The following is a 22,651-nucleotide window of genomic DNA, read 5'->3' as shown; positions in this document are numbered from 1 at the left end:
CCTATGGCTTATCAATCGCAAGACATCATTCGTCGTTCCGCCACTAACGGTTTCACCCCCGCGCCCCAGGCGCGGGACCACCAGGAAGAGGTGGCGAAACTCATCGACGTCACCACCTGTATCGGCTGTAAAGCGTGTCAGGTGGCGTGCTCCGAGTGGAACGACATCCGTGATGAAGTGGGCAATAACGTCGGGGTGTATGACAACCCGGCGGACTTAACCGCGAAATCCTGGACGGTGATGCGCTTCTCGGAAGTGGAACAGAACGACAAACTGGAGTGGCTGATCCGTAAGGATGGCTGTATGCACTGCGCCGATCCCGGCTGCCTGAAGGCCTGTCCGGCGGAAGGGGCGATCATTCAGTACGCTAACGGTATTGTCGACTTCCAGTCCGAGCAATGTATCGGCTGCGGCTACTGTATCGCTGGCTGCCCGTTCAACGTGCCGCGCCTCAACCCGGAAGACAACCGCGTCTATAAATGTACGCTGTGCGTCGACCGCGTGACCGTGGGGCAAGAACCGGCCTGCGTGAAGACCTGTCCAACCGGCGCTATCCACTTTGGCTCCAAAGAGGCGATGAAAACGCTGGCGGGCGAGCGCGTGGCCGAGCTGAAAACCCGTGGTTATGACAACGCGGGTCTGTACGATCCGGCGGGCGTAGGCGGTACGCATGTCATGTACGTGCTGCATCATGCCGACAAGCCGAATCTGTATCACGGTCTGCCGGAAAACCCGGAAATCAGCGAAACCGTTAAGTTCTGGAAAGGCGTCTGGAAACCGCTCGCCGCGTTCGGTTTTGCCGCGACCTTTGCCGCCAGCGTCTTCCACTATGTCGGCGTCGGTCCGAACCGCGCGGAAGAGGAAGATGACAACCTGCATGAAGAGAAAGACGAGGTGCGCAAATGAAACGACGTGACACCATCGTGCGCTATACGGCGCCGGAACGCATCAACCACTGGATCGTCGCCTTCTGCTTCGTGCTGGCGGCGGTGAGCGGGCTGGGCTTTTTATTCCCATCCTTCAACTGGTTGATGCATATCCTGGGCACCCCACAACTGGCGCGAATTCTGCACCCGTTTGTGGGCGTGGTTATGTTTGCCTCGTTCATCATCATGTTTTTCCGTTATTGGCACCACAATCTAATCAATCGGGATGATATCTTTTGGGCGAAGAATATTCGTAAGATCGTCGTCAACGAGGAAGTGGGTGACACAGGGCGTTATAACTTCGGTCAGAAATGCGTATTCTGGGCGGCGATTATCTTCCTGGTGCTGCTGCTGGTGAGCGGGGTAATTATCTGGCGTCCGTACTTTGCGCCTGCTTTCTCAATCCCGGTGATCCGATTCGCGTTAATGTTGCATTCTTTTGCCGCAGTAGCGTTAATTGTGGTTATCATGGTGCATATCTACGCCGCCCTTTGGGTGAAAGGCACCATTACCGCGATGGTGGAAGGCTGGGTAACCCGGTCGTGGGCGAAGAAACATCACCCGCGCTGGTACCGAGAAGTCCGCAAGACAACGGAAAAAGAAACTGAATGAGTATTCGCATAATCCCGCAAGATGAGCTGGGGTCGAGCGAGAAACGTACGGCGGATATGATTCCGCCGTTATTGTTCCCCCGACTCAAAAACGTCTACAACCGCCGCGCCGAACGTCTGCGCGAGCTGGCTGAAAATAACCCGCTGGGCGATTACCTGCGCTTTGCCGCGCTTATCGCGCACGCACAGGAAGTGGTGCTGTACGACCATCCGCTGGAGATGGATCTGACCGCACGTATTAAAGAAGCGAACGACCAGGGCAAGCCGCCGCTGGATATCCACGTGCTGCCGCGTGATAAGCACTGGCAAAAACTGCTGCATTCGTTAATTGCCGAGCTAAAACCCGAGATGAGCGGCCCCGCGCTGGCGGTGATTGAGAACCTGGAGAAAGCCTCAGAGCAGGAGCTGGAGCAGATGGCCAGCGCGCTGTTTGCCTCGGATTTTGCCTCCGTCAGCAGCGATAAAGCCCCATTTATTTGGGCCGCGCTCTCCCTTTACTGGGCGCAAATGGCCAGCTTGATTCCAGGCAAAGCCCGCGCGGAATACGGTGAAGCGCGCCAGTATTGCCCGGTGTGCGGTTCGATGCCGGTCTCCAGCATGGTGCAAATCGGCACCACGCAGGGGCTGCGTTATCTGCACTGTAACCTGTGCGAAACCGAATGGCACGTCGTGCGCGTAAAATGCAGTAACTGCGAACAGAGCCGCGACTTACACTACTGGTCGCTGGAAAATGAGCAGGCTGCGGTGAAAGCCGAAAGCTGCGGCGATTGCGGGACTTACCTGAAGATTCTGTATCAGGAAAAAGACCCGAAAGTAGAAGCAGTGGCCGACGACCTCGCCTCGCTGGTGCTGGACGCGCGCATGGAACAGGAGGGCTTCGCCCGCAGTTCCATCAACCCGTTCCTGTTCCCGGGGGAAGGGGAATAAGTTCTCTGGTATACCGGCTAGCAATCTACGTTAGCCGGATCATTGCTCAATAACGCAATGCTTGTATAACGTTTCTCGGGTCGTTGGCAATGGCGCGAAGTAACGCTTTGGCTGGCCCTGTCGGTGAACGTCTTCCTTGCTCCCAGTTGCGCAGCGTATCCACGTTGACCGAAATCAGTTCTGCAAACTTAGATTGCGACAACCCAGATGCCTGCCGTATTTCTTTAATCTTCATTGCATCAATATGAAAGGTACGAGAAGGCTCACGGGTCCCTTCAATGATTTCATTCATTTGAGACATACTTTGAGTTAATCGCTCAAATAACACTTTATCCATCTACCACCTCTCATTCAGCATACGAAGTACCGCTTTTTCCTGCGGCGTGAGATCATCTTTAATGCCTTTTTGATAAATCAGAAGCAAGCGAATCTCATACCGTTGACTACGGTGAAAATAGATAATTCGCACGCCACTACGCTTTCCTTTGCCTCGCGATCCCCAGCGCATTTTTCTCAGGCCGCCCGTTTCCTGAATGACATCACCACAATCTGGATGCTGAGCCATAAAAACCTGAAGCTTATGGTATTCATCATCATCGAGCAGTTTTTTAACATCTTCAGTAAAGAGTTCCGTTTCTATAAATTGCATATTCCATACGCCATTGGCTTATAGTAGTGAAAATAATCTATACGTCAATGGCGTATAGCATCATCATTTCACAGTACAAAAATTAAAAACCCAGCGCCAACCGCATTCCATTTTTTGCGAACCTCTATCCAGAATCATTATCCCCTCATTTCACCACTTTCCATCCCCAACAAATCAGGTTATAAACTGTACATACATACAGCTTAAGGAGCCTTATATGCCACTGGAAAAAGGAATTGCCGAACTGGTCGCCGGGTTTATCGCTGCGGGCCGCCCCCCTTCACGAGAGCAGAATATTGATGACCGGAGAGCGGGTTATATTGCCAGCACGTCGCTGGCGGGTGAGAAAGAAATTCGGGTGAGTTCGGAAGATATCGTGCTGGAAGGGATGACATTTCGCGTCGTTTCGCCGCCAAACGCATCCGGTTCTCTACCCTGTATCCTCTACTATCACGGCGGCTGTTTTGTTAGCGGCGGCTTTCTGACTCATGACCCCCAGCTACGGCAACTGGCCTGGAAAAGCGGCTGTAAGGTGATTGCCATTCAGTATCGTCTTGCGCCAGAACACACCTTCCCTGCGGCTCATGACGACGCTGAACGCGGGGCCAATATCGTCCATCAATACGCGGAGCAGTTAGGCATCGATCGTGAACGTATCACGCTTGCTGGCGACAGCGCAGGCGGGCACTTGGCATTGGTCAGCGCGCTACGCCTGAAATCCACCGCCCACTGGTCTCCGGCGAAGCTGCTGTTGATCTACCCGATGCTTGACGCTACTGCCAGTTTCCCCAGCTATGCCAGCAACGGGCAAGACTACATCATCACCCGCGATACGCTGTTATCGGGTTTCGAAATGTATCTCTAGGATACCGACCTCCGCCACCCGGAAGCCAGTCCGATATGGCGTGAAGATTTTGCCGGTTTACCGCCGGTGCATATCCTCACCGCAGAGTTCGACCCACTGCGTGATGAAGGCGAAGCGCTATATCACCGTCTGAACGACCAGGGTGTGGAATGTACTTGCCAGCGCTATCTCGGCGTTATCCACGGTTTTTTCCAGCTCGGAGGCGTGAGCCAGGCGGCACGAAGCGCCATGCGAGATGTGGCCTGGCGTGTTGTAAGTCCATCAACAGGCAAAATGACCTAAAATTCAATTTTGTTTTCAACTTGAAAACTGGATAACGTTGCGCTAAATTGTTTTCAGGTTGAAAACTTTGTAATGGAACTACATTGTGCATGTTATCAGCCGAAAACCGTTCAATGAAGCGATGCTCATGTATCCAAACCATGAGCTTGCCCTCACTGAGTTGCTGAATGTTCTTGAGAAAAAAACATTCACTCAGCCTGAAGAGATGAAGCGGTATATTCCTTCACTGGATAATTTTAAGTACAGAGATAAATGGTGGGTGATTGATGTTTCTGGTAACAGCCTGAGACTCATTTCCTACATAGATTTCAGGTTACATAAGATATTTGTGAAACATATCGTTTCCCATGCCGAATATGACAAACTGACCGCATATTATCGGGGTAATAAAGAATGAGAACTCATCGCCAGATGGATGCAACCAGCGCAAAAAAGATCGTTGATACCTTCAGCGATGCGGTAAAAACCGTCCCACTGATGGGGGAAGACCGAAATGACAATGAGTATCGCAGGGCACTAGCGCTAGTGGAGTTTCTGGTCGACCACGACGATCTTGAAAACCCACTATTTGAATTGCTCTGTGCCCGAATCAGTGAATACGAAAAACATGCGCCGGAATTCAAAGCACTCAACCAACACCTGGAGAAAACGCCCCCTGGCGTTTCAGTATTGCGAACGCTCATGGATCAATACGGTCTCAAAGCAGCAGATCTTGCCAACGAACTTGGTTCTAAATCGAACGTCAGCAACATCTTAAATGGCCGCAGAGCACTAACGGTTAATCATATTAAAGCGCTTACACAACGCTTTAAACTACCAGCGGATGCCTTCATCGAGTAGTTGGATATGTCCAGCTACTCTTCCTCATTCCCGCCCTCTTCATACGGGCCGAACGGTTTCGCAGGTAGTACGATATAAATGCCTTCGAAAATTGCTCCGGCGGTCTCGCCGCCCAACAGTTCAACCTGCAGCTGGACACGCGCTTTTTTACCCCGCGCCAGCCTGTCCAAATCACCGCTTAGCGAGCCCAAATCAGCCACGGCGTTTGGCTTTCCGCTAATCGGTTTACTGTAGCGAATATGGGCGTCAGCAAGAATAATCGTCCCGCCCAGGTGACGTTCACGGAGCATCAGCCAGATAAGTCCCCATCCGGTCAGCGTCGCCAGGGAGAACAGGCTGCCGGCAAACACCGTGTGATGCGGATTTTGATTACCGGTTTCCGGCATCGTGGTAATAAATTTTTGCCCGGTGTACTGCTGAATGCGCACCCCCATCTTTTCGCTCAATGGAATGTGCTCATACCAGGCCTGCTGAAGCTGCCCGCACCAGTCGCCGCGATGCAGGATATCATCCAGCGATGCTACCGGTTTAATCATCAGAAAATGGCGGATTGGCGTAGTTGTGGGCGTAGTAATCTCCCCTTGATTGACAAATCCGAGTTTGGCAAAGAACTCAACCGCATCTTCACGTGCGCTACAGGTTACACGCTTCACGCCTTCCTGGCGGGCGACAGACTCCAGAGTCATCGCCATTAATGTCCCCAGCCCTTTATCCTGTACCGAGGGATGTACAGCCATAAAACGGATAGACGCCTCGTTATCTGCATTGATATACAGGCGGCCCACTGCAACTAAGTTTCCTTCTTCGTCCACCACCATTTGATGGTGCGCCAACGCATCCCAGCCATCCCGTTCCGACCCTTTCGGCTGGTGCAGCGGTTTACGCAGCATCTCCCAGCGAAACTGGTAGTAACGTTCTAATTCTTCTTCTGTTTGCGGAACTCGAAGGTGATACATAGCCGTACTCTCTCTTGTTATCCGCGGCCACGCCGGAAGCTGACTCATACCTGGAGCCAGAATGTCACGGGACCGTCATTAACCAGCTCAACCTGCATATCGGCAGCGAAGCGTCCGGTTTGCGTGTTTATCGCCTGCTGGCGGCAGCGTTCGACAAAATATTCATAAAGCGCCTGCGCGCGATCCGGCGCAGCCCCGCCGGAAAAGCTTGGTCGCATACCGCGCTCGGTATCTGCCGCCAGCGTAAACTGCGACACCACCAGCACGCTGCCGCCAGCCTGTTGTACATTCAGATTCATCTTGCCGTCAGCATCGCTGAAGATACGGTATCCCAGCACGCGCTCGCACAGACGATTCGCTTTTTGTTCGTCATCTTCTTTTTCGACACCCAATAACACCAAAAGTCCTGGGCCGATTTCACCCGTCACCTCGTCCTCCACGGTGACGCTGGCACGGGTTACGCGTTGAATTAATGCAATCATGGTTGGTCAGCTTCTTCTTGTTCTGCGGCTTGTTTGAGTTTTCGGTATTCCCCGAGAGTGACAGTTATTTCTGCGCCAAGCAAGACTATACACCAGGTCCAGTATACCCAGACAAACAGGATTGGGATCACTGCCAGTACGCCATAAATGAGCTGATATGACGGGAACATGGTGATATAAAGCGCGAAACCTTTCTTTCCGGCCTCGAACAGCAACGCTGCGACAAACGCGCCGACAAGGGCGTCACGGTTCGGTACGCGAGTTGTTGGGACAATACTGTAAAGTAACCAGAATGAGATCCACGAGAGCAGCAGCGGAAGGATGCGCAATACATTGTCGATGACCGTATTCAGATCGCTGGCCCAGCGTAAAGAAAGCAGGTAGGAGCTGATCGCCAGGCTGGCGCCAGCGAGAAGCGGGCCGAGCGTGAGGATCATCCAGTACACCGCAAAAGAGTACACTTTTGGCCGTGTGCGTTTGCTGCGCCAGATAGTGTTTAAGGCGCTATCAATGGCGTACATCAACAGCAATGCCGTCACAATCAGTCCACAGGCGCCCACCGCCGTCATTTTGTTGGAATTAGCGACAAACTGCTCAATATAGCGCTGAATCACGTCTCCGGTGGCTGGCATAAAGTTAGCAAAAATAAAATGGCGTAACTGAATGCTGACATCAGAAAACATCGGAAAAGCAGCGAAAAGGGCAAAAACGACGGCAATAAGCGGTACTAAGGAGAGTAATGAGACATAGGCGAGGTTTCCCGCCAGAGTCGTCATATTATCCTCATCGATACGCTGCCATAATAGCTTGAGCCAGGCCCGAACAGGGCGCGTATGGCGTCCAGCTTTTTGGTGAACGGTTTTTAGCATAACAGCTTCGCGAAATAGTCAGGGATGGTGGCTTTATCCTTCACCAGAATGCTGGTGATCCCCAACTGGTTGGCCCCTTCTATATTATCGGCATTGTCGTCGAAAAAGACCGCATCGGCAGCGGAAAAACCTTCTTTCTGCAGGACGTGCTGATAAATACGCGCTTCCGGCTTACGCATTCCCAAATTCTGCGATAAATAGATATGGTCGGCGGCAGCGCGCACCTCCGGGTATTCCTCCGGCCAGAAGTGGGTATGCAGTCGGTTAGTATTGGATAGCACCACCACGCGATGCCCCTGCTCGCGCAGTTTATGCATGATAGCAATCACTTCGGGCCGTAATCCGACAAATACCGCCTGCCAGCCGTGCGCAAATTGTTCATAACTGAGCGATAACGCCATTTCATGACAGAAAGCTTCAGCAAACGCTTCGTCCGTTATCTCACCGCGTTCATGTTGGTGAAAAGTCTCGCCCATCGTAAATTTTTGCTTCAGCGAAGCCAGCGGTACTCGACTCAGATCGCTCCACACACCTAATACGCGGTTAAAGTCGATGTCGACAATCACATTACCTAAATCAAAGATGTAGAGCATGTCATTCTCCTTGCTAACCGGGGATGAATAACTGTAGCGGGAAAGGAGAAGTTTGACTATGTATCCCTTTATAAATCAATTAACAAAAAGACAATAGAAACGCAGACGATGTTCAATATCGCCTGCATCACAGCGCCGTTTTATTGGCCGGATAAAGCGCTGACGCGCCCCTCCAGCGCAAGGACGCTTGTCACGCTGAAACGGCGTCGTCCAGCGAAGGACTCACCTGAACCACTTCGATTTGCTGGGATTGAAGTAAATTCTGTAATGCCGGACCGGGATACTCGTCCGTAAACAGAGCGGTAATCTGTGACACATTGCCGATCTCAACCGCCGCAGAAGCATGGTATTTCGTATGATCGGCGGCCAGCAAAATATGTCGCGAGTGGGCCATCATGGTTTTCACTACGCTGGCTTCGTTGACATCAAACTCCAGTAACGCGCCATCGCTCTCTATCGCGCCTACACTGGTGACGAGATAATCCGCCCGGAACCCCGCCACAAACGCCGCCGCGGATGGCCCGATAATGCCGCTATTATGCGGGCGCAGCGTGCCGCCAGGCACCATCACTTCAAAACGAGGGTTATTATAAAGAATGTGCGCGACGCGCAGGCTATTGGTGATAATGCGCAGATGATTATGGTTGAGCAGCGCGCGCGCCACCTGCTCAACCGTCGTTCCAATCGTGATAAATATCGTGGAGCCATCCGGAATATAGTCAGCCACGGCTTCCGCAATGGCTTTTTTCTCTTGCGTCCAGGAGACCTCTCGCTGCTCAAAGGCGGTATTGACCACACTGGACGCTCTGCCGGCGCCGCCGTGATGACGCGTAATCAGCCCCTGCTCGCTTAATTTACGAATATCGCGGCGAACCGTCTGGGTAGAGACCTCCAACAAACTGGCTAACTCATCGATATTCATATAGCCGCGCTCATCAATAAGCATTAACAGCCGATCGTGTCGCGGATTACCGGTCAGTTCGGTAAGACTCATGAGCATTCCTCTAAAAGCTTCCTACTGCTCATATTATACAAAAAGTGACAAGAAAGATCGGGTTTGCTCACAATCAGGGATACCCGCCCGGCCACCCGGGCGCGTACACTTCAGCGCGGCAACGCCGCTGGCGAATCTGACAGCCTCTTCGATGGCGTATCCGCTTGCCAGGCCAAATGCCAGTGCGCCATGAAAAACATCACCCGCGCCGGTAGTATCCACCACCTCCACGGTAAAACCCGGTTGGTGGCGCACCGCCGCTTTTTCCAACCAGTTGCAGCCTTCGCTGCCTCGCGTGACATAGACATGTCCATTTGTGAGCATTTGTGCTTTTTTTAGCGCATCAATGGCTTCGCTCATCCCCGTCAGGCGTGCCAGCCCTGGCTCGGAGAAGGCGGCGTGGTCGCTTAACGCCACCAGCTCGCTAATATCCTGCGGCGTAATATCGCCATCAAGAACAGTCATGACGCCAGCCTGACGCGCCAGCGTAAACGCCTGTTTTGCGCCGTCATGCCAGCGCACATCCGCCAACACCACATCCCACTGCGAAAAATCGATGTCGTTAAGCCAGTCGGCGTCAGGTAATAAATCCGGGCTGGGATAATTAACGATAATCCGCTCTCCTTTGGCATCCACCATAATCGCTGACTGCGACGACATGGCCTGCGTGTAGCGGCGGGTATAACGGGTATTTACCCCCAGGGATTCCAGTTCCGCCAGCAGGCTGTTTCCGGTGTCGTCATCGCCCACACGGCCAATAAAGTCCACCTGCGCGCCCAATTTCGCCGCAGCCACGGCAGCGGTCGCCGCAGGCCCGCCGCCCACTTCCGTATAGCGCTTCGCCACATATTTACCCCCTTCTGTCGGTAATCCTTCCACGTAATAGATGCGATCCATCACGGTAATACCTACACAAGCAATACGAACCATGGTCATTCCTCAAGCATTTTCGATGTGCTCATTTTAATTTCACGAAATGTTTAAAAAGTGACGGCTGTCAATTTTTTGACTATAAATTACAAATACGATCACAAACAGACAGAAAAAGGCTCATTAATGACAAAAAATGACACCACCGTGTTCAGGAGAACGATATGGCAGTTATAGCATTTATCGGGTTGGGACAGATGGGCTCTCCTATGGCGAGCAATCTGCTAAAGCAGGGCCATCAACTCAGCGTCTTCGATGTTAATCCCGACGCCGTACAGCGTCTGGTAGACAAAGGCGCGCAACCTGCAAGCAGCCCGGCTCAGGCAACCATCGGCGCTGAATTTGTTATCACCATGCTCCCGAACGGCGATCTGGTTCGTTCCGTTTTGTTTGGCGAGCAAGGCGTTTGTGAAACCCTTTCCCGTGAAGCGCTGGTCATTGATATGTCCACTATTCATCCGTTGCAAACCGATAAGCTGATTGCCGACATGCAGAGCAAAGGGTTCAGCATGATGGATGTGCCGGTAGGCCGGACATCCGACAACGCGATTACCGGCACATTGTTGCTGCTGGCAGGCGGTACGGCGGAGCAAGTAGAGCGCGCTACCCCTGTTCTGATGGCGATGGGTAATGAGCTGGTCAACACCGGCGGCCCGGGAATGGGTATTCGCGTAAAACTGATCAACAACTACATGAGTATTGCGCTAAATGCGCTCTCCGCCGAAGCCGCCGTGCTGTGTGAAGCGCTGGGGCTTTCCTTCGACGTGGCTTTAAAAGTGATGAGCGGCACTGCCGCAGGCAAAGGGCATTTCACCACCACCTGGCCGAATAAAGTGATGAAAGGGGATCTGTCTCCCGCCTTCATGATCGATCTGGCGCACAAAGATCTTGGCATCGCGTTGGATGTCGCCAATCAACTGCACGTACCGATGCCGCTCGGTGCCGCCTCCCGGGAAGTTTATAACCTGGCGCGGGCCGCAGGCCGCGGTCGGGAAGACTGGAGCGCCATCCTGGAACAGGTGCGCATCAGCGCCGGGCTGACCGCCAACGTAAAAAAGTAACGACTGTATAAAGGAAAATTGAATGAACAACTACACCATCAAAGACATTACGCGAGCGTCCGGCGGGTTTGCCATGCTGGCTGTCGATCAGCGCGAGGCGATGCGTTTAATGTTTGCTGCTGCTGGTGCGAAAACACCCGTTGCCGATAGCGTGCTGACGGATTTCAAAGTGAATGCGGCGAAAATTCTTTCCCCGTATGCCTCTGCCGTTCTGCTGGATCAGCAGTTCTGTTATCGCCAGGCCGTAGAACAAAACGCGGTCGCTAAAAGCTGCGCCATGATCGTCGCGGCGGATGATTTCATCCCGGGCAACGGTATTCCCGTTGATAACGTTGTCATTGATAAAAAAATTAATGCGCAGGCGGTAAAACGGGATGGCGCGAAAGCCTTAAAACTGTTGGTGCTGTGGCGCAGCGACGAAGACGCGCAGCAGCGTCTGGATATGGTCAAAGAATTCAATGAATTATGTCACTCCAATGGTTTGCTGAGCATTATCGAACCGGTTGTACGCCCGCCGCGCTGCGGCGACAAGTTCGATCGCGAGCAGGCGATTATCGATGCGGCCAAAGAGCTGGGCGACAGCGGCGCCGATCTTTACAAAGTTGAAATGCCGCTCTACGGCAAAGGCGCGCGTTCCGATCTTCTTACCGCCTCACAACGCCTGAATGGGCATATCAATATGCCGTGGGTCATCCTCTCTTCCGGTGTGGACGAAAAACTGTTCCCTCGCGCGGTCAGGGTCGCCATGGAAGCTGGCGCATCCGGGTTCCTGGCGGGACGCGCGGTCTGGTCATCAGTGATTGGTTTACCGGATACCGAGCTGATGCTACGTGATGTTTCCGCGCCTAAATTGCAACGTCTGGGCGAGATCGTCGATGAAATGATGGCAAAACGTCGTTAATACGAGGATGAAAGAATGAAATGGTTTAACACGTTGAGCCACAACCGCTGGCTGGAGCAGGAAACCGACCGCATCTTTAATTTCGGTAAAAACGCCGTGGTGCCGACAGGCTTCGGCTGGCTGGGAAATAAAGGGCAAATTAAAGAAGAGATGGGCACCCATCTTTGGATCACGGCGCGTATGCTGCACGTTTATTCCGTGGCGGCGTCGATGGGCCGACCGGGCGCTTATGATCTGGTCGATCACGGTATCAAAGCCATGAACGGCGCGCTGCGCGACAAAAAATACGGCGGCTGGTATGCCTGCGTTAATGATCAGGGCGTGGTAGATGCCTCTAAACAGGGTTATCAACACTTCTTCGCCTTGCTGGGCGCGGCCAGCGCCGTCACGACCGGGCATCCTGAAGCCAGGAAATTGCTGGATTACACCATAGAAGTGATTGAGAAATACTTCTGGAGTGAAGAAGAGCAGATGTGCCTGGAGTCCTGGGATGAAGCCTTTAGCAAAACCGAAGACTACCGTGGCGGCAACGCCAATATGCACGCCGTCGAAGCGTTCCTGATTGTTTATGACGTTACCCATGACAAAAAATGGCTGGATCGCGCACTGCGTATCGCGTCGGTAATTATTCATGATGTGGCGCGCAACGGTGATTACCGCGTCAATGAGCACTTCGATTCACAGTGGAACCCTATCCGCGACTACAACAAAGATAATCCTGCCCACCGTTTCCGCGCCTACGGCGGTACGCCAGGCCACTGGATTGAGTGGGGCCGTCTGATGCTCCATCTCCATGCTGCGCTGGAAGCCCGCTTCGAAACGCCACCCGCCTGGCTGCTGGAGGATGCGAAAGGTCTGTTCCATGCCACTATCCGCGACGCCTGGGCGCCAGATGGCGCAGACGGCTTTGTCTACTCAGTCGACTGGGACGGTAAACCTATCGTATGTGAACGCGTGCGCTGGCCGATTGTGGAAGCGATGGGTACGGCCTACGCCCTCTACACCCTGACGGGCGATAGCCAGTATGAAGAGTGGTATCAGAAATGGTGGGACTACTGCATTAAGTACCTGATGGACTATGAAAATGGTTCCTGGTGGCAAGAGCTGGACGCCGATAACAAAGTGACCACCAAAGTGTGGGACGGCAAGCAAGATATTTACCATCTGCTGCACTGCCTGGTCATTCCTCGTCTGCCACTGGCGCCAGGCCTGGCTCCAGCGGTCGCGGCGGGTCTCCTGGATATCAACGCGAAATAGGTCATGAGGATGGCAGCCATGCACAGCGGTGGAAAAACTATTCAGCTTAATGCGGGCCATTACCAGGCGAAAATCGTCACGGTTGGCGCAGGTCTGGCGGAACTGACCCATCATGGACGCCATGTGGTCATCCCGCATAAACCGGAAGAAATACCCATGGCGCATCTGGGGAAAGTATTGATTCCCTGGCCCAATCGCGTGACAAATGGCTGCTACTCCTATAACGGCAAGGTTTTCCAGCTTGCCGTTAACGACCCGGTTTCGCAGACCGCCATTCACGGTCTGTTAGCCTGGCGAGACTGGCAGATTAATTATCAGTCGGCGACGGAAGCGTCGCTAACGATTTTTCTGCCGCCCTCTTACGGCTATCCCTTTGCGTTGATATCGGAAGTAATTTATCGGTTAGATGCCGCCAGTGGGCTGCGCGTATTGATTCGTACGCAAAACATTGGCGATGAATCAGCCCCTTATGGCGCGGGCGCACATCCTTATTTGACTTGTAATCTACAAAGCATCGATAGCTGTGTATTAACACTGCCTGCAAGCGAAGAATTGCCCGCAGGCAGGGATTTTTCCGCATCATGCCTGCTCGGCGAAACGCGCCTTGATCATGCGGTTAAGACCGCGACTACCCCGGCTGAGTGGGAGGTCAGACTTACCAGCTCAACGCAGAACATGTCTACATTTTTACGCAGCAACCAACCCTGGCTACAGATCTATACCGGCGAAAAACTCAGCCGAAAAGGTCTCGCGGTAGAGCCTATGAGCTGCCCACCCGATGCATTTAATTCCGGGATCGCACTGATTCATCTTGCCCCAAAAGCGATCCATCAACTGCATTTTTCCATCGGCTGTGACTAGCCCAAATGGATTACCGAATTACCCTACATTCACGGAGATTACAATGAATTCTCTACCACAACGGTCAACCGATTTTGAACTGACAACATCACAGGATGGTTTTGCGCTTAACTGGCAGCAGCGCCTGATTTTACGCCACAGCGCCGAAAACCCCTGTCTGTGGATTGGCGCGGGCGTTGCCGACATTGATATGTTCCGCGGCAACTTCAGCATCAAAGACAAACTTAACGAGAAGATTGCATTAACGGAGGCCACGGTCAGCGAGCTACCCGACGGCTGGCTGGTACAATTCAGCCGTGGCGCAACAATTAGCGCCACCCTTCGCATCTCCGCCGATGAGGCGGGACGCCTGAAGCTGGATCTGCAAAACGACGACCTGCACCATAACCGTATCTGGTTACGCCTCGCAGCTAATCCAGACGACCATATCTACGGCTGCGGCGAACAGTTCTCTTATTTCGATTTGCGCGGCAAGCCGTTCCCGCTGTGGACCAGCGAACAGGGCGTTGGCCGTAATAAAACCAGCTATGTCACCTGGCAGGCAGACTGTAAAGAGAACGCCGGCGGCGACTATTACTGGACCTTCTTCCCGCAACCGACCTTTGTCAGCACGCAGAAGTATTACTGCCACGTCGATAATAGCTGCTATATGAATTTCGACTTCAGCGCGCCGGAGTATCACGAACTGGCGCTGTGGGAAGATAAAACTACGCTACGTTTTGAGTGTGCCGACACCTACATCGCCCTGCTGGAAAAACTGACTGCGCTGTTAGGCCGCCAGCCGGAGCTGCCGGACTGGGTTTACGACGGCGTCACGCTAGGCATTCAGGGCGGTACGGAAGTTTGCCAGCAAAAACTGGATACCATGCGCAACGCAGGCGTAAAAGTGAACGGTATTTGGGCGCAGGACTGGTCCGGTATCCGCATGACCTCCTTTGGCAAGCGCGTGATGTGGAACTGGAAGTGGAATAGCGACAACTATCCACAGCTGGATAGCCGGATCAAACAGTGGAAAGAAGAAGGCGTCCAGTTCCTCTCTTATATCAACCCATACGTCGCCAGTGATAAAGACCTCTGCGCTGAGGCGGCGAAACACGGCTATCTGGCGAAAAACGCCACGGGCGGCGACTATCTGGTCGAGTTTGGCGAATTCTATGGCGGCGTGGTCGATCTGACCAATCCTGAAGCTTACGACTGGTTCAAAGACGTCATCAAAAAGAACATGATCGCGCTCGGCTGCAGCGGCTGGATGGCGGATTTCGGCGAATATCTGCCGACCGACACGTATCTGCACAACGGCGTCAGCGCCGAGATCATGCATAACGCCTGGCCTGCGCTGTGGGCGAAATGTAACTACGAAGCGCTACAGGAGACCGGCAAACTCGGCGAGATCCTGTTCTTTATGCGTGCGGGTTACACCGGCAGTCAGAAATATTCCACCATGATGTGGGCAGGCGACCAGAACGTTGACTGGAGCCTTGATGATGGTCTGGCCTCGGTAGTGCCTGCGGCATTGTCGCTGGCGATGACCGGCCACGGTCTGCATCACAGCGATATCGGCGGCTACACCACCCTGTTTGACATGAAACGCAGCAAAGAGTTGCTGCTGCGCTGGTGCGATTTCAGCGCCTTTACGCCGATGATGCGCACCCATGAAGGCAACCGCCCCGGCGATAACTGGCAGTTCGACGGCGACGCGGAAACTATTGCCCACTTTGCCCGTATGACCACCGTCTTTACCACGCTGAAACCGTATCTCAAGCAGGCGGTGGCGCAAAACGCGGCTACCGGTCTGCCGGTCATGCGTCCGCTATTCCTGCACTACGAGAACGATGCCACAACCTACACCCTGAAATATCAATATCTGCTCGGTCAGGATCTGCTGGTCGCGCCGGTTCACGAGCAGGGGCGTTGCGACTGGACGCTGTATCTGCCGGAAGATCACTGGGTGAATATCTGGACCGGCGAAGCTCACCACGGCGGTGAAATTACCGTGGATGCGCCCATTGGCAAGCCGCCAGTCTTCTATCGCGCGAAGAGCGAGTGGGCTTTACTTTTTGCTTCTTTACGGAATATCTAATACGGCTCGCCCGCAGGGAAACCTGCGGGCAGATGGAGAAGAATAATGAGTCAAACATCATCGAATCCGGCAACCCTACGCTTGCCGTTTAAAGAAAAACTTGCCTATGGACTGGGGGATTTAGGTTCCAATATCCTGTTAGATATCGGGACCCTCTATTTACTCAAATTTTATACCGATGTGCTGGGTTTACCAGGGACTTACGGCGGGATCATTTTCCTGATCGCCAAATTTTTCACCGCATTTACCGATATGGGTACCGGCATTATGCTCGACTCGCGGCGTAAAATTGGTCCGAAGGGCAAATTCCGCCCGTTCGTGCTTTACGCGGCATTTCCAGTAACGCTACTGGCGATTGCTAACTTTGTCGGCACACCGTTTGAGGTGACGGGAAAAACCGTCGTCGCAACGATACTGTTTATGCTGTACGGGCTGGTTTTCAGCATGATGAACTGCTCGTATGGCGCGATGGTGCCCGCGATTACCAAGAACCCGGATGAACGCGCCTCGCTTGCCGCGTGGCGTCAGGGCGGCGCCACTCTCGGCCTGCTGCTGTGTACCGTTGGCTTTGTGCCGGTCATGAACCTGATCGAAGGCAATGCCCAGCTCAGCTATATTTTCGCCGCCACGCTATTTTCATTGTTTGGCCTGCTATTTATGTGGCTGTGCTACGCCGGCGTTAAAGAGCGCTACGTCGAAGTGAAACCTGTCGATAACGCGCAAAAGCCCGGATTATTGCAGTCGTTCCGCGCCATCGCCGGTAACCGTCCGCTGTTTATTCTGTGTATCGCCAACCTTTGTACTCTCGGCGCCTTCAACGTCAAACTGGCGATTCAGGTTTATTACACCCAGTACGTTCTTAACGACCCGATCCTCCTCTCCTGGATGGGCTTCTTTAGCATGGGCTGTATTTTTATCGGCGTCTTTTTGATGCCCGGCGCAGTAAGGCGTTTTGGCAAGAAGAAAGTCTATATCGGCGGGCTGTTAATATGGGTGGCGGGCGATCTGCTCAACTACTTCTTTGGCGGCGGCTCGGTCAGTTTTGTCGCCTTCTCCTGCCTGGCGTTCTTCGGTTCCGCCTTCGTCAACAGCCTGAACTGGGCGCTGGTTTCCGACACGGTGGAGTACGGTGAATGGCGCACCGGCGTCCGCTCGGAAGGGACGGTTTACACCGGCTTCACGTTCTTCCGTAAGGTCTCCCAGGCGCTGGCAGGGTTCTTCCCCGGCTGGATGCTGACGCAAATCGGTTATATCCCGAATGTGGTGCAATCGGCAGGCACCGTCGAAGGCCTACGCCAGTTGATCTTTATTTATCCTTGCGTGCTGGCGGTCATCACCATTATTGCGATGGGCTGTTTCTACAACCTCAACGAGAAGATGTACGTGCGAATTGTGGAAGAGATTGAGGCCCGGAAACATACGGTTTAACAACAATAAAATATAACGCCCTGCGGGGCGTTTTGAGAGGCGATTATGTCTAATCATGATCCGCTAACGCTAAAGTTGAGCCTGCGGGAAAAATGCGCCTATGGCGTGGGCGATTTCGGCTCAAATCTGATGCTGTGTATCGGTACGCTGTATCTACTGAAGTTTTATACCGATGAACTCGGGATGCCTGCATATTACGGTGGAATTATCTTTCTGGTGGCGAAATTCTTCACTGCTTTTACCGATATGCTCACCGGCGTATTGCTGGATTCACGCCGTAATATTGGCGCAAAAGGAAAGTTTCGGCCTTTTATTCTGTATGCGTCATTTCCGGTGGCTCTGGTTGCTACTGCGCAATTCTTTGCCACTCACTTTACTTTACCCGTTAAAACAGCCTTCGCGACGGTGCTGTTTATGTTGTTCGGTTTGTTCTACAGCCTGATGAACTGCTCATACGGCGCGATGGTACCCGCTATTACCAAAAATCCGCATGAGCGGGCCCAGCTCGCCGCATGGCGACAAGGCGGCGCTACCATTGGCCTTCTTCTTTGTACCGTAGGTTTTATGCCCATTCAGGCGCTGTTTACCCGTTCCCCTTCGCTGGGTTATCTGATTGCAGCAGTCATTTTTTCGGTCTGCGGGCTGTTCAGCATGTGGTGGTGCTTTAGCGGGGTGAAAGAACGGTATATCGAAACCGTACCTGACACGCATAAACCCAGCATATTGAAGTCCTTCTGCGCGATTTTTCGTAATCCGCCGCTGCTGGTGCTCTGCGTTGCCAATTTGTGCACGCTGGCCGCCTTTAATATCAAGCTGGCCATTCAGGTTTATTACACTCAGTACGTGCTGAACGATATTCATTTGTTGTCATGGATGGGTTTTTTCAGCATGGGCTGTATCCTGATTGGTGTTTTATTAGTACCTGCTGCGGTAAAACGCTTCGGGAAAAAACAGGTTTATCTTGGTGGTCTGATATTGTGGGCCGTTGGCGATATCCTGAATTTTATCTGGGGTGGAACGTCATTCCTGTTTGTTATTTTCTCTTGTATCGCCTTCTTCGGTACCGCTTTCGTCAACAGCCTGAACTGGGCGCTGGTTCCGGATACGGTTGACTACGGTGAATGGAAAACGGGTATTCGCGCTGAAGGCTCGGTGTATACGGGTTATACCTTTTCCCGCAAAATTTCCGCTGCGCTTGCTGGCTTTTTGCCAGGTATTATGCTGACGCAAATCGGTTATATCCCCAACATAGCTCAAAGTGACACCACGTTGCTTGGTTTGCGTCAGCTCATTTTTTTATGGCCTTGCGGTCTTGCCATTATCGCAGCACTAACGATGGGCTTTTTTTATAAGCTCAATGAACAACGTTTCGCTTTTATTATCGAGGAAATTGCCCAACGAAAGAAAACAGGTAATCAAATTGTCGCGACTAATAATAAACAAAGTATTTCTACTGTAAATAATTAAACGACGCTTGCCGCTTTATCCATCCCGATGGATGGCGGCTTCCCTATATTTGAAAAATGGATTTATTATGAAATCTCTGAATACTCTAGTGATATTAACTTCAGTAATATCCACCTCTGTTTTTGCTGGCGCTTATGTAGAAAACCGTGAGGCCTATAACCTGGCGTCTGACCAAATGGAGTTTATGCTGCGCGTCGGCTATAACTCCGATATGGGGGCCGGAATTATGTTGACCAATACCTATACGCTACAGCGTGATGATGAATTAAAGCATGGTTATAATGAGATTGAGGGCTGGTATCCGTTATTTAAACCTACAGATAAATTAACCATCCAGCCAGGCGGGTTAATAAACGACAAAAGCATTGGTTCCGGCGGCGCCGTCTATCTGGATGTTAACTATAAATTTACCCCGTGGTTTAATCTTACGGTACGTAACCGATATAATCACAATAATTATAGTTCAACCGATTTGAATGGCGAACTGGATAATAATGACAGCTATGAAATCGGTAACTATTGGAATTTTATCATTACCGATAAATTTTCTTATACCTTTGAACCACACTATTTTTATAACGTTAATGATTTTAATAGTAGTAATGGTACGAAGCATCATTGGGAAATCACTAACACCTTCCGTTATCGTATCAATGAACACTGGCTGCCCTACTTTGAATTACGCTGGTTAGATCGTAACGTGGGCCCCTACCATAGAGAGCAAAACCAGATTCGTATCGGGGCGAAGTATTTCTTCTGATATTATCGCCTCTATTTTCCGAATCTGCATCACAGCGGGTAGTTGTTCTGCCCGCTCATTCATCCTGAATCAGACTCCCGATATCCCTCCTCTAAGCGCCATGATAATATTCGCAAAGCGTTTTACCATATTTATGCTTATAGAGAAGGGAAACAAATGAATAAGCGATTTAATATTGATTGGGACAATGAATTAACCCAGGAACAGCTCATTAATTTAATTTTAACCGATGAAGATCTGCCAAAGCTTCGCTCGCTGACCATTGGTAACTGGGGTGATTGTTGGGAAGACGAAACCTGCCAGCCTATTATTGATATGATTGTGGAGAACGCCTCCCGCTTTACTCACCTGGAATCACTGTTTATCGGTGATATGGAGAGCGAAGACTGCGAGATCTCCTGGATTAAACAAGGTGACTATTCCAGGCTCTATGCGGCGTTACCCAATCTGAAAGAACTGATCATTAAAGGCGCGTCGGATCTACGACTGGGTGCTATACATCATGAGAAACTGGAGCACCTGGAAATCATTTCCGGCGGCATCCCTTCTAACGTGCTTGCCGAACTACAAAATGCGCAGCTCCCTGCATTAAAAACGCTGAAGCTCTTCCTGGGCGTAGAGGAATACGGTTTTGACGGTTCGCTGGATGACGTGATGGCGCTGGCATCGAAAGATCTTTTCCCTCAGCTCACCCATCTGGGGTTGATGAATAGCGAAGAGCAGGATGGTATCGTCCGCCGGGTGCTGGAAAGTAATATCCTGCCGCAGCTTAACGTGCTGGAACTCTCATGCGGTACCTTAACGGACAACGGCGCAGAGGCGCTGCTGGAGCATAAAGACCGAATTGCGCATCTGGAAACACTCGATCTCCACCACCACTATTTGACGCCGGAGATGCAGGAAAAGCTAAAAGCCACACTGCCGATAAACCTGAATCTTTCAGAAGCTCTGGAGCCTGAAGATTACGATGGCGATATTTATATGAATGCGATGTACACCGAGTGATTGTGTTGGGGAATGTGCACATTCCCCTACTCACCGATAAAGGGATTTATTGTGATTACGCTCATTGGCCCCCGTCAGAGCAAGCGCACGCATTATTTTATGCAGGCTGCCGCCGTACTTGGGGAATCCGTCACGGCGCTGACTCATCCGCACGCGCTGGACGCTTCGCTGACCTCTGGCATCGTTAAAATCGACCCGCCAGTACACAGTGAAACTGACATCCGCAAAATAAACGCGATCGGCCTGGACTATATCCATTTTTTGCAGAACATGGCGGCGCGTCCTGGCGTCACATGGCTTAACCATCCGGCGGGCCTCATTCACCTGTTGGATAAAAAACGCTGCAAGCGGCGCTTACTGGAACACGGCATCCCCACGCCGCCGTTGGTAGCGGAAGACGTAAAAAGTTTTGCACATCTCACCGCCATCATGGAGGAAAAAAGGGTCGCCAGCGTGTTCATTAAACCCTCGCTGGGTTCTGGCGCGGCGGGCGTTATCGCTTTGCGCCGCCATCCTGATGGCATAAAGCAGGTGCTTTACAGCGCAGTTGCCATATCAGGACAACAGCTATTTAACAGCAAAAAAATCCAACAGTATCGTCAAAAAGAAGATATCCAGCTCATTATTGATGGCGTTCTTCAGCAGGAAAACCTCGTCGAACAGTGGCTGCCCAAAGCCAGCGTAAAGCATAAAACCTATGATTTACGTATCGTCTGTCTGGATGGCGAAATTATCTGGCGAGTGGTCAGAACCTCCTCGCAGCCCATTACTAACTTACATCTGCAAAACCAGGCTTACTGCTTCGAAAGTCTGGAGTTATCTGCCGCAAAAGTGACTGAGATCGATACGCTCTGTCAAAATGCCATGCGACTTTTCCCTGGCATTCGCTTAGCGGGTATTGATGTTTTACTTACCACCAGCCTGACGCCGTATATTATTGAAATTAATGGCCAGGGTGATTTGATTTATCAGGATGCGCAGCAGAATAATCTAATTTATCAGGCGCAAATCCGGGCCATGAGGAAGCAAAATGTATAATTCAATGGATGAAGTCCCCGTCTCGCTGCACGCGTCGATTGACACAGGCGATGGCGAATTCGATATGAATGCGCTAATTAGTAATAACGCTCATATTCTTTTTATTGTGCTGGACTCGTTACGCTACGACATTGCGCTTCAGGAACAAACCGCCGGAAATACGCCCAACCTTAATCATTATGGACAATGGACGAAATGCGAAGCGGCCGGTAATTTTACCTGGCCTTCGCATCACGCCATGTTTTCAGGTTTTATGCCAAAACCTATTGATGATACCGTTAATCAGACCATGCTGTTTTTCCCAAAAGATATCGGACTTGGTCGTAAAGGGCCGAAAAATGCATTTGCCTTTGATGACGCAACATGGATAAAAAGTCTGGAAAATAAAGGCTACCAGACCATCTGTATTGGCGGCGTCTCTTTCTTTAATAACCGCTCCGGCATGGGAAAAGTGTTCCCGTCGATGTTTAAAGAGAGTTACTGGTATCCACGCTTTGCCTGTACGGTTAAAGAAAGTATGGATAACCAGATCCATTATATCCAGAAAATCATGGCCGAGCGTGCTGGCAGCCAACCGGTCATGATGTATATCAATATCGATACGATTCATTATCCTAACCATTTTTACGTGGAGGGCGCGGCCCCTGGCGATACCGTTGAGACCCATGCCGCCGCGCTACGCTATATCGACGCCCGCATCGACGGATTACTGAACATTTTCCGCCAAACCGGCGGCGAAACGTTCGTTATTGTCTGTTCCGATCACGGTACCTGCTATGGCGAAGACGGGAAATATTTCCATAGTTTTAACCATCCGATCGTTAATACCGTTCCCTATATGCATTTCTTGCTGAGCTGTAATCATTAAT

24 protein-coding genes and 1 pseudogene are annotated in these 22,651 nt (G+C 51.8%); 17 read left to right on the top strand and 8 right to left on the bottom strand.

The features are described 5' to 3' along the window. Positions 1 to 3 precede the first annotated feature (3 nt). From fdxH to fdhE, 3 genes are read left to right on the top strand one after another with little or no spacing between them, the layout of a single operon-like run. Positions 4 to 906, top strand: a complete 903-nt coding sequence (gene fdxH, locus J4645_RS20270) for a formate dehydrogenase subunit beta (protein WP_000331360.1) — start codon at positions 4 to 6, stop codon at positions 904 to 906. Next, the gene (gene fdoI, locus J4645_RS20265) at positions 903 to 1,538 is read left to right on the top strand and encodes a formate dehydrogenase cytochrome b556 subunit (RefSeq protein WP_000829025.1); all 636 of its coding nucleotides are present in this window, start codon (positions 903 to 905) and stop codon (positions 1,536 to 1,538) included. The genes fdxH and fdoI overlap by 4 nt, the downstream gene beginning before the upstream one ends. After that, positions 1,535 to 2,464 carry a formate dehydrogenase accessory protein FdhE gene (gene fdhE, locus J4645_RS20260; protein WP_000027730.1) on the top strand — a complete coding sequence of 310 codons (930 nt, stop codon included), beginning with the start codon at positions 1,535 to 1,537 and terminating at the stop codon, positions 2,462 to 2,464. The genes fdoI and fdhE overlap by 4 nt, the downstream gene beginning before the upstream one ends. Positions 2,465 to 2,510: 46 nt before the next feature. Here the strand turns inward: fdhE and J4645_RS20255 are convergent, their stop codons facing one another. Continuing rightward, positions 2,511 to 2,801, bottom strand: coding sequence for a DNA-binding transcriptional regulator (locus J4645_RS20255; RefSeq protein ID WP_000362050.1), 291 nt, complete (start codon positions 2,799 to 2,801; stop codon positions 2,511 to 2,513). Beyond that, positions 2,802 to 3,113, bottom strand: coding sequence for a cytotoxic translational repressor of toxin-antitoxin stability system (locus J4645_RS20250; RefSeq protein ID WP_001159632.1), 312 nt, complete (start codon positions 3,111 to 3,113; stop codon positions 2,802 to 2,804). A 217-nt stretch (positions 3,114 to 3,330) separates the two neighbouring features. Between J4645_RS20250 and J4645_RS20245 the strand changes: the two are divergent. The 3 genes and pseudogenes from J4645_RS20245 (at position 3,331) to J4645_RS20235 (ending at position 5,100) form a co-directional block, all read left to right on the top strand. Then, positions 3,331 to 4,260, top strand: a pseudogene (locus J4645_RS20245) (alpha/beta hydrolase). 85 nt (positions 4,261 to 4,345) lie between these two features. After that, positions 4,346 to 4,657, top strand: a complete 312-nt coding sequence (locus tag J4645_RS20240; RefSeq protein WP_000558166.1) for a type II toxin-antitoxin system HigB family toxin — start codon at positions 4,346 to 4,348, stop codon at positions 4,655 to 4,657. Then, positions 4,654 to 5,100 carry a type II toxin-antitoxin system HigA family antitoxin gene (locus J4645_RS20235; protein ID WP_001259011.1) on the top strand — a complete coding sequence of 149 codons (447 nt, stop codon included), beginning with the start codon at positions 4,654 to 4,656 and terminating at the stop codon, positions 5,098 to 5,100. The genes J4645_RS20240 and J4645_RS20235 overlap by 4 nt, the downstream gene beginning before the upstream one ends. A 14-nt stretch (positions 5,101 to 5,114) precedes the next feature. On the opposite strand, the gene fabY is transcribed toward J4645_RS20235, so the two are convergent. From fabY to J4645_RS20205, 6 genes are all read right to left on the bottom strand, one after another. Further along, positions 5,115 to 6,056, bottom strand: a complete 942-nt coding sequence (gene fabY, locus J4645_RS20230; protein ID WP_001518251.1) for a fatty acid biosynthesis protein FabY — start codon at positions 6,054 to 6,056, stop codon at positions 5,115 to 5,117. Positions 6,057 to 6,100: 44 nt separating this feature from the next. Further along, a complete protein-coding gene (gene dtd, locus J4645_RS20225) occupies positions 6,101 to 6,538 on the bottom strand; it encodes a D-aminoacyl-tRNA deacylase (RefSeq protein ID WP_000560969.1) in 438 nt (145 codons plus the stop codon). Further along, complete coding sequence (locus J4645_RS20220; RefSeq protein ID WP_000921423.1) at positions 6,535 to 7,407, bottom strand: virulence factor BrkB family protein; 873 nt, start codon at positions 7,405 to 7,407, stop codon at positions 6,535 to 6,537. The genes dtd and J4645_RS20220 overlap by 4 nt, the downstream gene beginning before the upstream one ends. Beyond that, positions 7,401 to 8,000, bottom strand: a complete 600-nt coding sequence (yihX, locus tag J4645_RS20215) for a glucose-1-phosphatase (protein WP_000965698.1) — start codon at positions 7,998 to 8,000, stop codon at positions 7,401 to 7,403. Before yihX ends, J4645_RS20220 begins: the two co-directional genes overlap by 7 nt. A 190-nt stretch (positions 8,001 to 8,190) precedes the next feature. Beyond that, positions 8,191 to 8,994 carry a DeoR/GlpR family DNA-binding transcription regulator gene (locus J4645_RS20210; protein ID WP_000059693.1) on the bottom strand — a complete coding sequence of 268 codons (804 nt, stop codon included), beginning with the start codon at positions 8,992 to 8,994 and terminating at the stop codon, positions 8,191 to 8,193. Positions 8,995 to 9,027: 33 nt separating this feature from the next. Continuing rightward, positions 9,028 to 9,924 carry a sugar kinase gene (locus tag J4645_RS20205; protein ID WP_001520529.1) on the bottom strand — a complete coding sequence of 299 codons (897 nt, stop codon included), beginning with the start codon at positions 9,922 to 9,924 and terminating at the stop codon, positions 9,028 to 9,030. Between the two features lie 164 nt (positions 9,925 to 10,088). Here J4645_RS20205 and yihU point away from each other — a divergent pair, with 164 nt between their 5' ends. The 11 genes from yihU to J4645_RS20150 all read left to right on the top strand — a co-directional run bounded on the left by yihU (position 10,089) and on the right by J4645_RS20150 (position 22,650). Continuing rightward, positions 10,089 to 10,985 carry a sulfolactaldehyde 3-reductase gene (yihU, locus tag J4645_RS20200; RefSeq protein WP_000268248.1) on the top strand — a complete coding sequence of 299 codons (897 nt, stop codon included), beginning with the start codon at positions 10,089 to 10,091 and terminating at the stop codon, positions 10,983 to 10,985. 22 nt (positions 10,986 to 11,007) lie between these two features. Next, positions 11,008 to 11,886: a sulfofructosephosphate aldolase gene (gene yihT / locus J4645_RS20195; protein WP_001067413.1), complete on the top strand. Its 879-nt coding sequence runs from the start codon at positions 11,008 to 11,010 to the stop codon at positions 11,884 to 11,886. Between the two features lie 15 nt (positions 11,887 to 11,901). Further along, entirely contained in the window at positions 11,902 to 13,143 is a 1,242-nt protein-coding gene (gene yihS, locus J4645_RS20190) for a sulfoquinovose isomerase (protein WP_023214525.1), read from the top strand. 3 nt (positions 13,144 to 13,146) lie between these two features. Continuing rightward, entirely contained in the window at positions 13,147 to 14,004 is an 858-nt protein-coding gene (locus J4645_RS20185) for an aldose-1-epimerase (protein WP_023377048.1), read from the top strand. Between the two features lie 43 nt (positions 14,005 to 14,047). Beyond that, on the top strand, positions 14,048 to 16,084 hold the full coding sequence (locus J4645_RS20180) for an alpha-glucosidase (protein WP_023214523.1): 2,037 nt from the start codon (positions 14,048 to 14,050) through the stop codon (positions 16,082 to 16,084). A gap of 45 nt (positions 16,085 to 16,129) precedes the next feature. Next, a complete protein-coding gene (locus J4645_RS20175; RefSeq protein ID WP_000084245.1) occupies positions 16,130 to 17,512 on the top strand; it encodes an MFS transporter in 1,383 nt (460 codons plus the stop codon). A gap of 45 nt (positions 17,513 to 17,557) precedes the next feature. After that, positions 17,558 to 18,979 carry an MFS transporter gene (locus J4645_RS20170; RefSeq protein WP_000064888.1) on the top strand — a complete coding sequence of 474 codons (1,422 nt, stop codon included), beginning with the start codon at positions 17,558 to 17,560 and terminating at the stop codon, positions 18,977 to 18,979. Between the two features lie 67 nt (positions 18,980 to 19,046). Continuing rightward, complete coding sequence (gene ompL, locus J4645_RS20165) at positions 19,047 to 19,739, top strand: porin OmpL (RefSeq protein ID WP_000838828.1); 693 nt, start codon at positions 19,047 to 19,049, stop codon at positions 19,737 to 19,739. A 156-nt stretch (positions 19,740 to 19,895) separates the two neighbouring features. Further along, positions 19,896 to 20,744 carry an STM4015 family protein gene (locus J4645_RS20160; RefSeq protein ID WP_023214522.1) on the top strand — a complete coding sequence of 283 codons (849 nt, stop codon included), beginning with the start codon at positions 19,896 to 19,898 and terminating at the stop codon, positions 20,742 to 20,744. 12 nt (positions 20,745 to 20,756) lie between these two features. Beyond that, the gene (locus J4645_RS20155) at positions 20,757 to 21,782 is read left to right on the top strand and encodes an STM4014 family protein (RefSeq protein ID WP_077906410.1); all 1,026 of its coding nucleotides are present in this window, start codon (positions 20,757 to 20,759) and stop codon (positions 21,780 to 21,782) included. Then, positions 21,775 to 22,650: an STM4013/SEN3800 family hydrolase gene (locus tag J4645_RS20150; RefSeq protein ID WP_023214520.1), complete on the top strand. Its 876-nt coding sequence runs from the start codon at positions 21,775 to 21,777 to the stop codon at positions 22,648 to 22,650. The genes J4645_RS20155 and J4645_RS20150 overlap by 8 nt, the downstream gene beginning before the upstream one ends. The last annotated feature ends 1 nt before the right edge of the window (position 22,651 follow it).

It is taken from the genome of Salmonella sp. 32082101201600294FB01SM01, assembly GCF_017572865.1.
GTDB classification, from domain to species: Bacteria; Pseudomonadota; Gammaproteobacteria; order Enterobacterales; family Enterobacteriaceae; genus Salmonella; species Salmonella enterica.
Note: the sequence above shows the minus strand (reverse complement) of the source record. Positions and strands in the feature narration are given on the sequence as shown.

Coding starts and splice junctions, on each gene's coding strand:
- fdxH (WP_000331360.1), top strand. CDS start 4: ATGGCTTATCAATCGCAAGACATCATTCGTCGTTCCGCCACTAACGGT.
- fdoI (WP_000829025.1), top strand. CDS start 903: ATGAAACGACGTGACACCATCGTGCGCTATACGGCGCCGGAACGCATC.
- fdhE (WP_000027730.1), top strand. CDS start 1,535: ATGAGTATTCGCATAATCCCGCAAGATGAGCTGGGGTCGAGCGAGAAA.
- J4645_RS20255 (WP_000362050.1), bottom strand. CDS start 2,801: ATGGATAAAGTGTTATTTGAGCGATTAACTCAAAGTATGTCTCAAATG.
- J4645_RS20250 (WP_001159632.1), bottom strand. CDS start 3,113: ATGCAATTTATAGAAACGGAACTCTTTACTGAAGATGTTAAAAAACTG.
- J4645_RS20235 (WP_001259011.1), top strand. CDS start 4,654: ATGAGAACTCATCGCCAGATGGATGCAACCAGCGCAAAAAAGATCGTT.
- fabY (WP_001518251.1), bottom strand. CDS start 6,056: ATGTATCACCTTCGAGTTCCGCAAACAGAAGAAGAATTAGAACGTTAC.
- dtd (WP_000560969.1), bottom strand. CDS start 6,538: ATGATTGCATTAATTCAACGCGTAACCCGTGCCAGCGTCACCGTGGAG.
- J4645_RS20220 (WP_000921423.1), bottom strand. CDS start 7,407: ATGCTAAAAACCGTTCACCAAAAAGCTGGACGCCATACGCGCCCTGTT.
- yihX (WP_000965698.1), bottom strand. CDS start 8,000: ATGCTCTACATCTTTGATTTAGGTAATGTGATTGTCGACATCGACTTT.
- J4645_RS20210 (WP_000059693.1), bottom strand. CDS start 8,994: ATGAGTCTTACCGAACTGACCGGTAATCCGCGACACGATCGGCTGTTA.
- J4645_RS20205 (WP_001520529.1), bottom strand. CDS start 9,924: ATGGTTCGTATTGCTTGTGTAGGTATTACCGTGATGGATCGCATCTAT.
- yihU (WP_000268248.1), top strand. CDS start 10,089: ATGGCAGTTATAGCATTTATCGGGTTGGGACAGATGGGCTCTCCTATG.
- yihT (WP_001067413.1), top strand. CDS start 11,008: ATGAACAACTACACCATCAAAGACATTACGCGAGCGTCCGGCGGGTTT.
- yihS (WP_023214525.1), top strand. CDS start 11,902: ATGAAATGGTTTAACACGTTGAGCCACAACCGCTGGCTGGAGCAGGAA.
- J4645_RS20185 (WP_023377048.1), top strand. CDS start 13,147: ATGAGGATGGCAGCCATGCACAGCGGTGGAAAAACTATTCAGCTTAAT.
- J4645_RS20180 (WP_023214523.1), top strand. CDS start 14,048: ATGAATTCTCTACCACAACGGTCAACCGATTTTGAACTGACAACATCA.
- J4645_RS20175 (WP_000084245.1), top strand. CDS start 16,130: ATGAGTCAAACATCATCGAATCCGGCAACCCTACGCTTGCCGTTTAAA.
- J4645_RS20170 (WP_000064888.1), top strand. CDS start 17,558: ATGTCTAATCATGATCCGCTAACGCTAAAGTTGAGCCTGCGGGAAAAA.
- ompL (WP_000838828.1), top strand. CDS start 19,047: ATGAAATCTCTGAATACTCTAGTGATATTAACTTCAGTAATATCCACC.
- J4645_RS20160 (WP_023214522.1), top strand. CDS start 19,896: ATGAATAAGCGATTTAATATTGATTGGGACAATGAATTAACCCAGGAA.
- J4645_RS20155 (WP_077906410.1), top strand. CDS start 20,757: ATGTGCACATTCCCCTACTCACCGATAAAGGGATTTATTGTGATTACG.
- J4645_RS20150 (WP_023214520.1), top strand. CDS start 21,775: ATGTATAATTCAATGGATGAAGTCCCCGTCTCGCTGCACGCGTCGATT.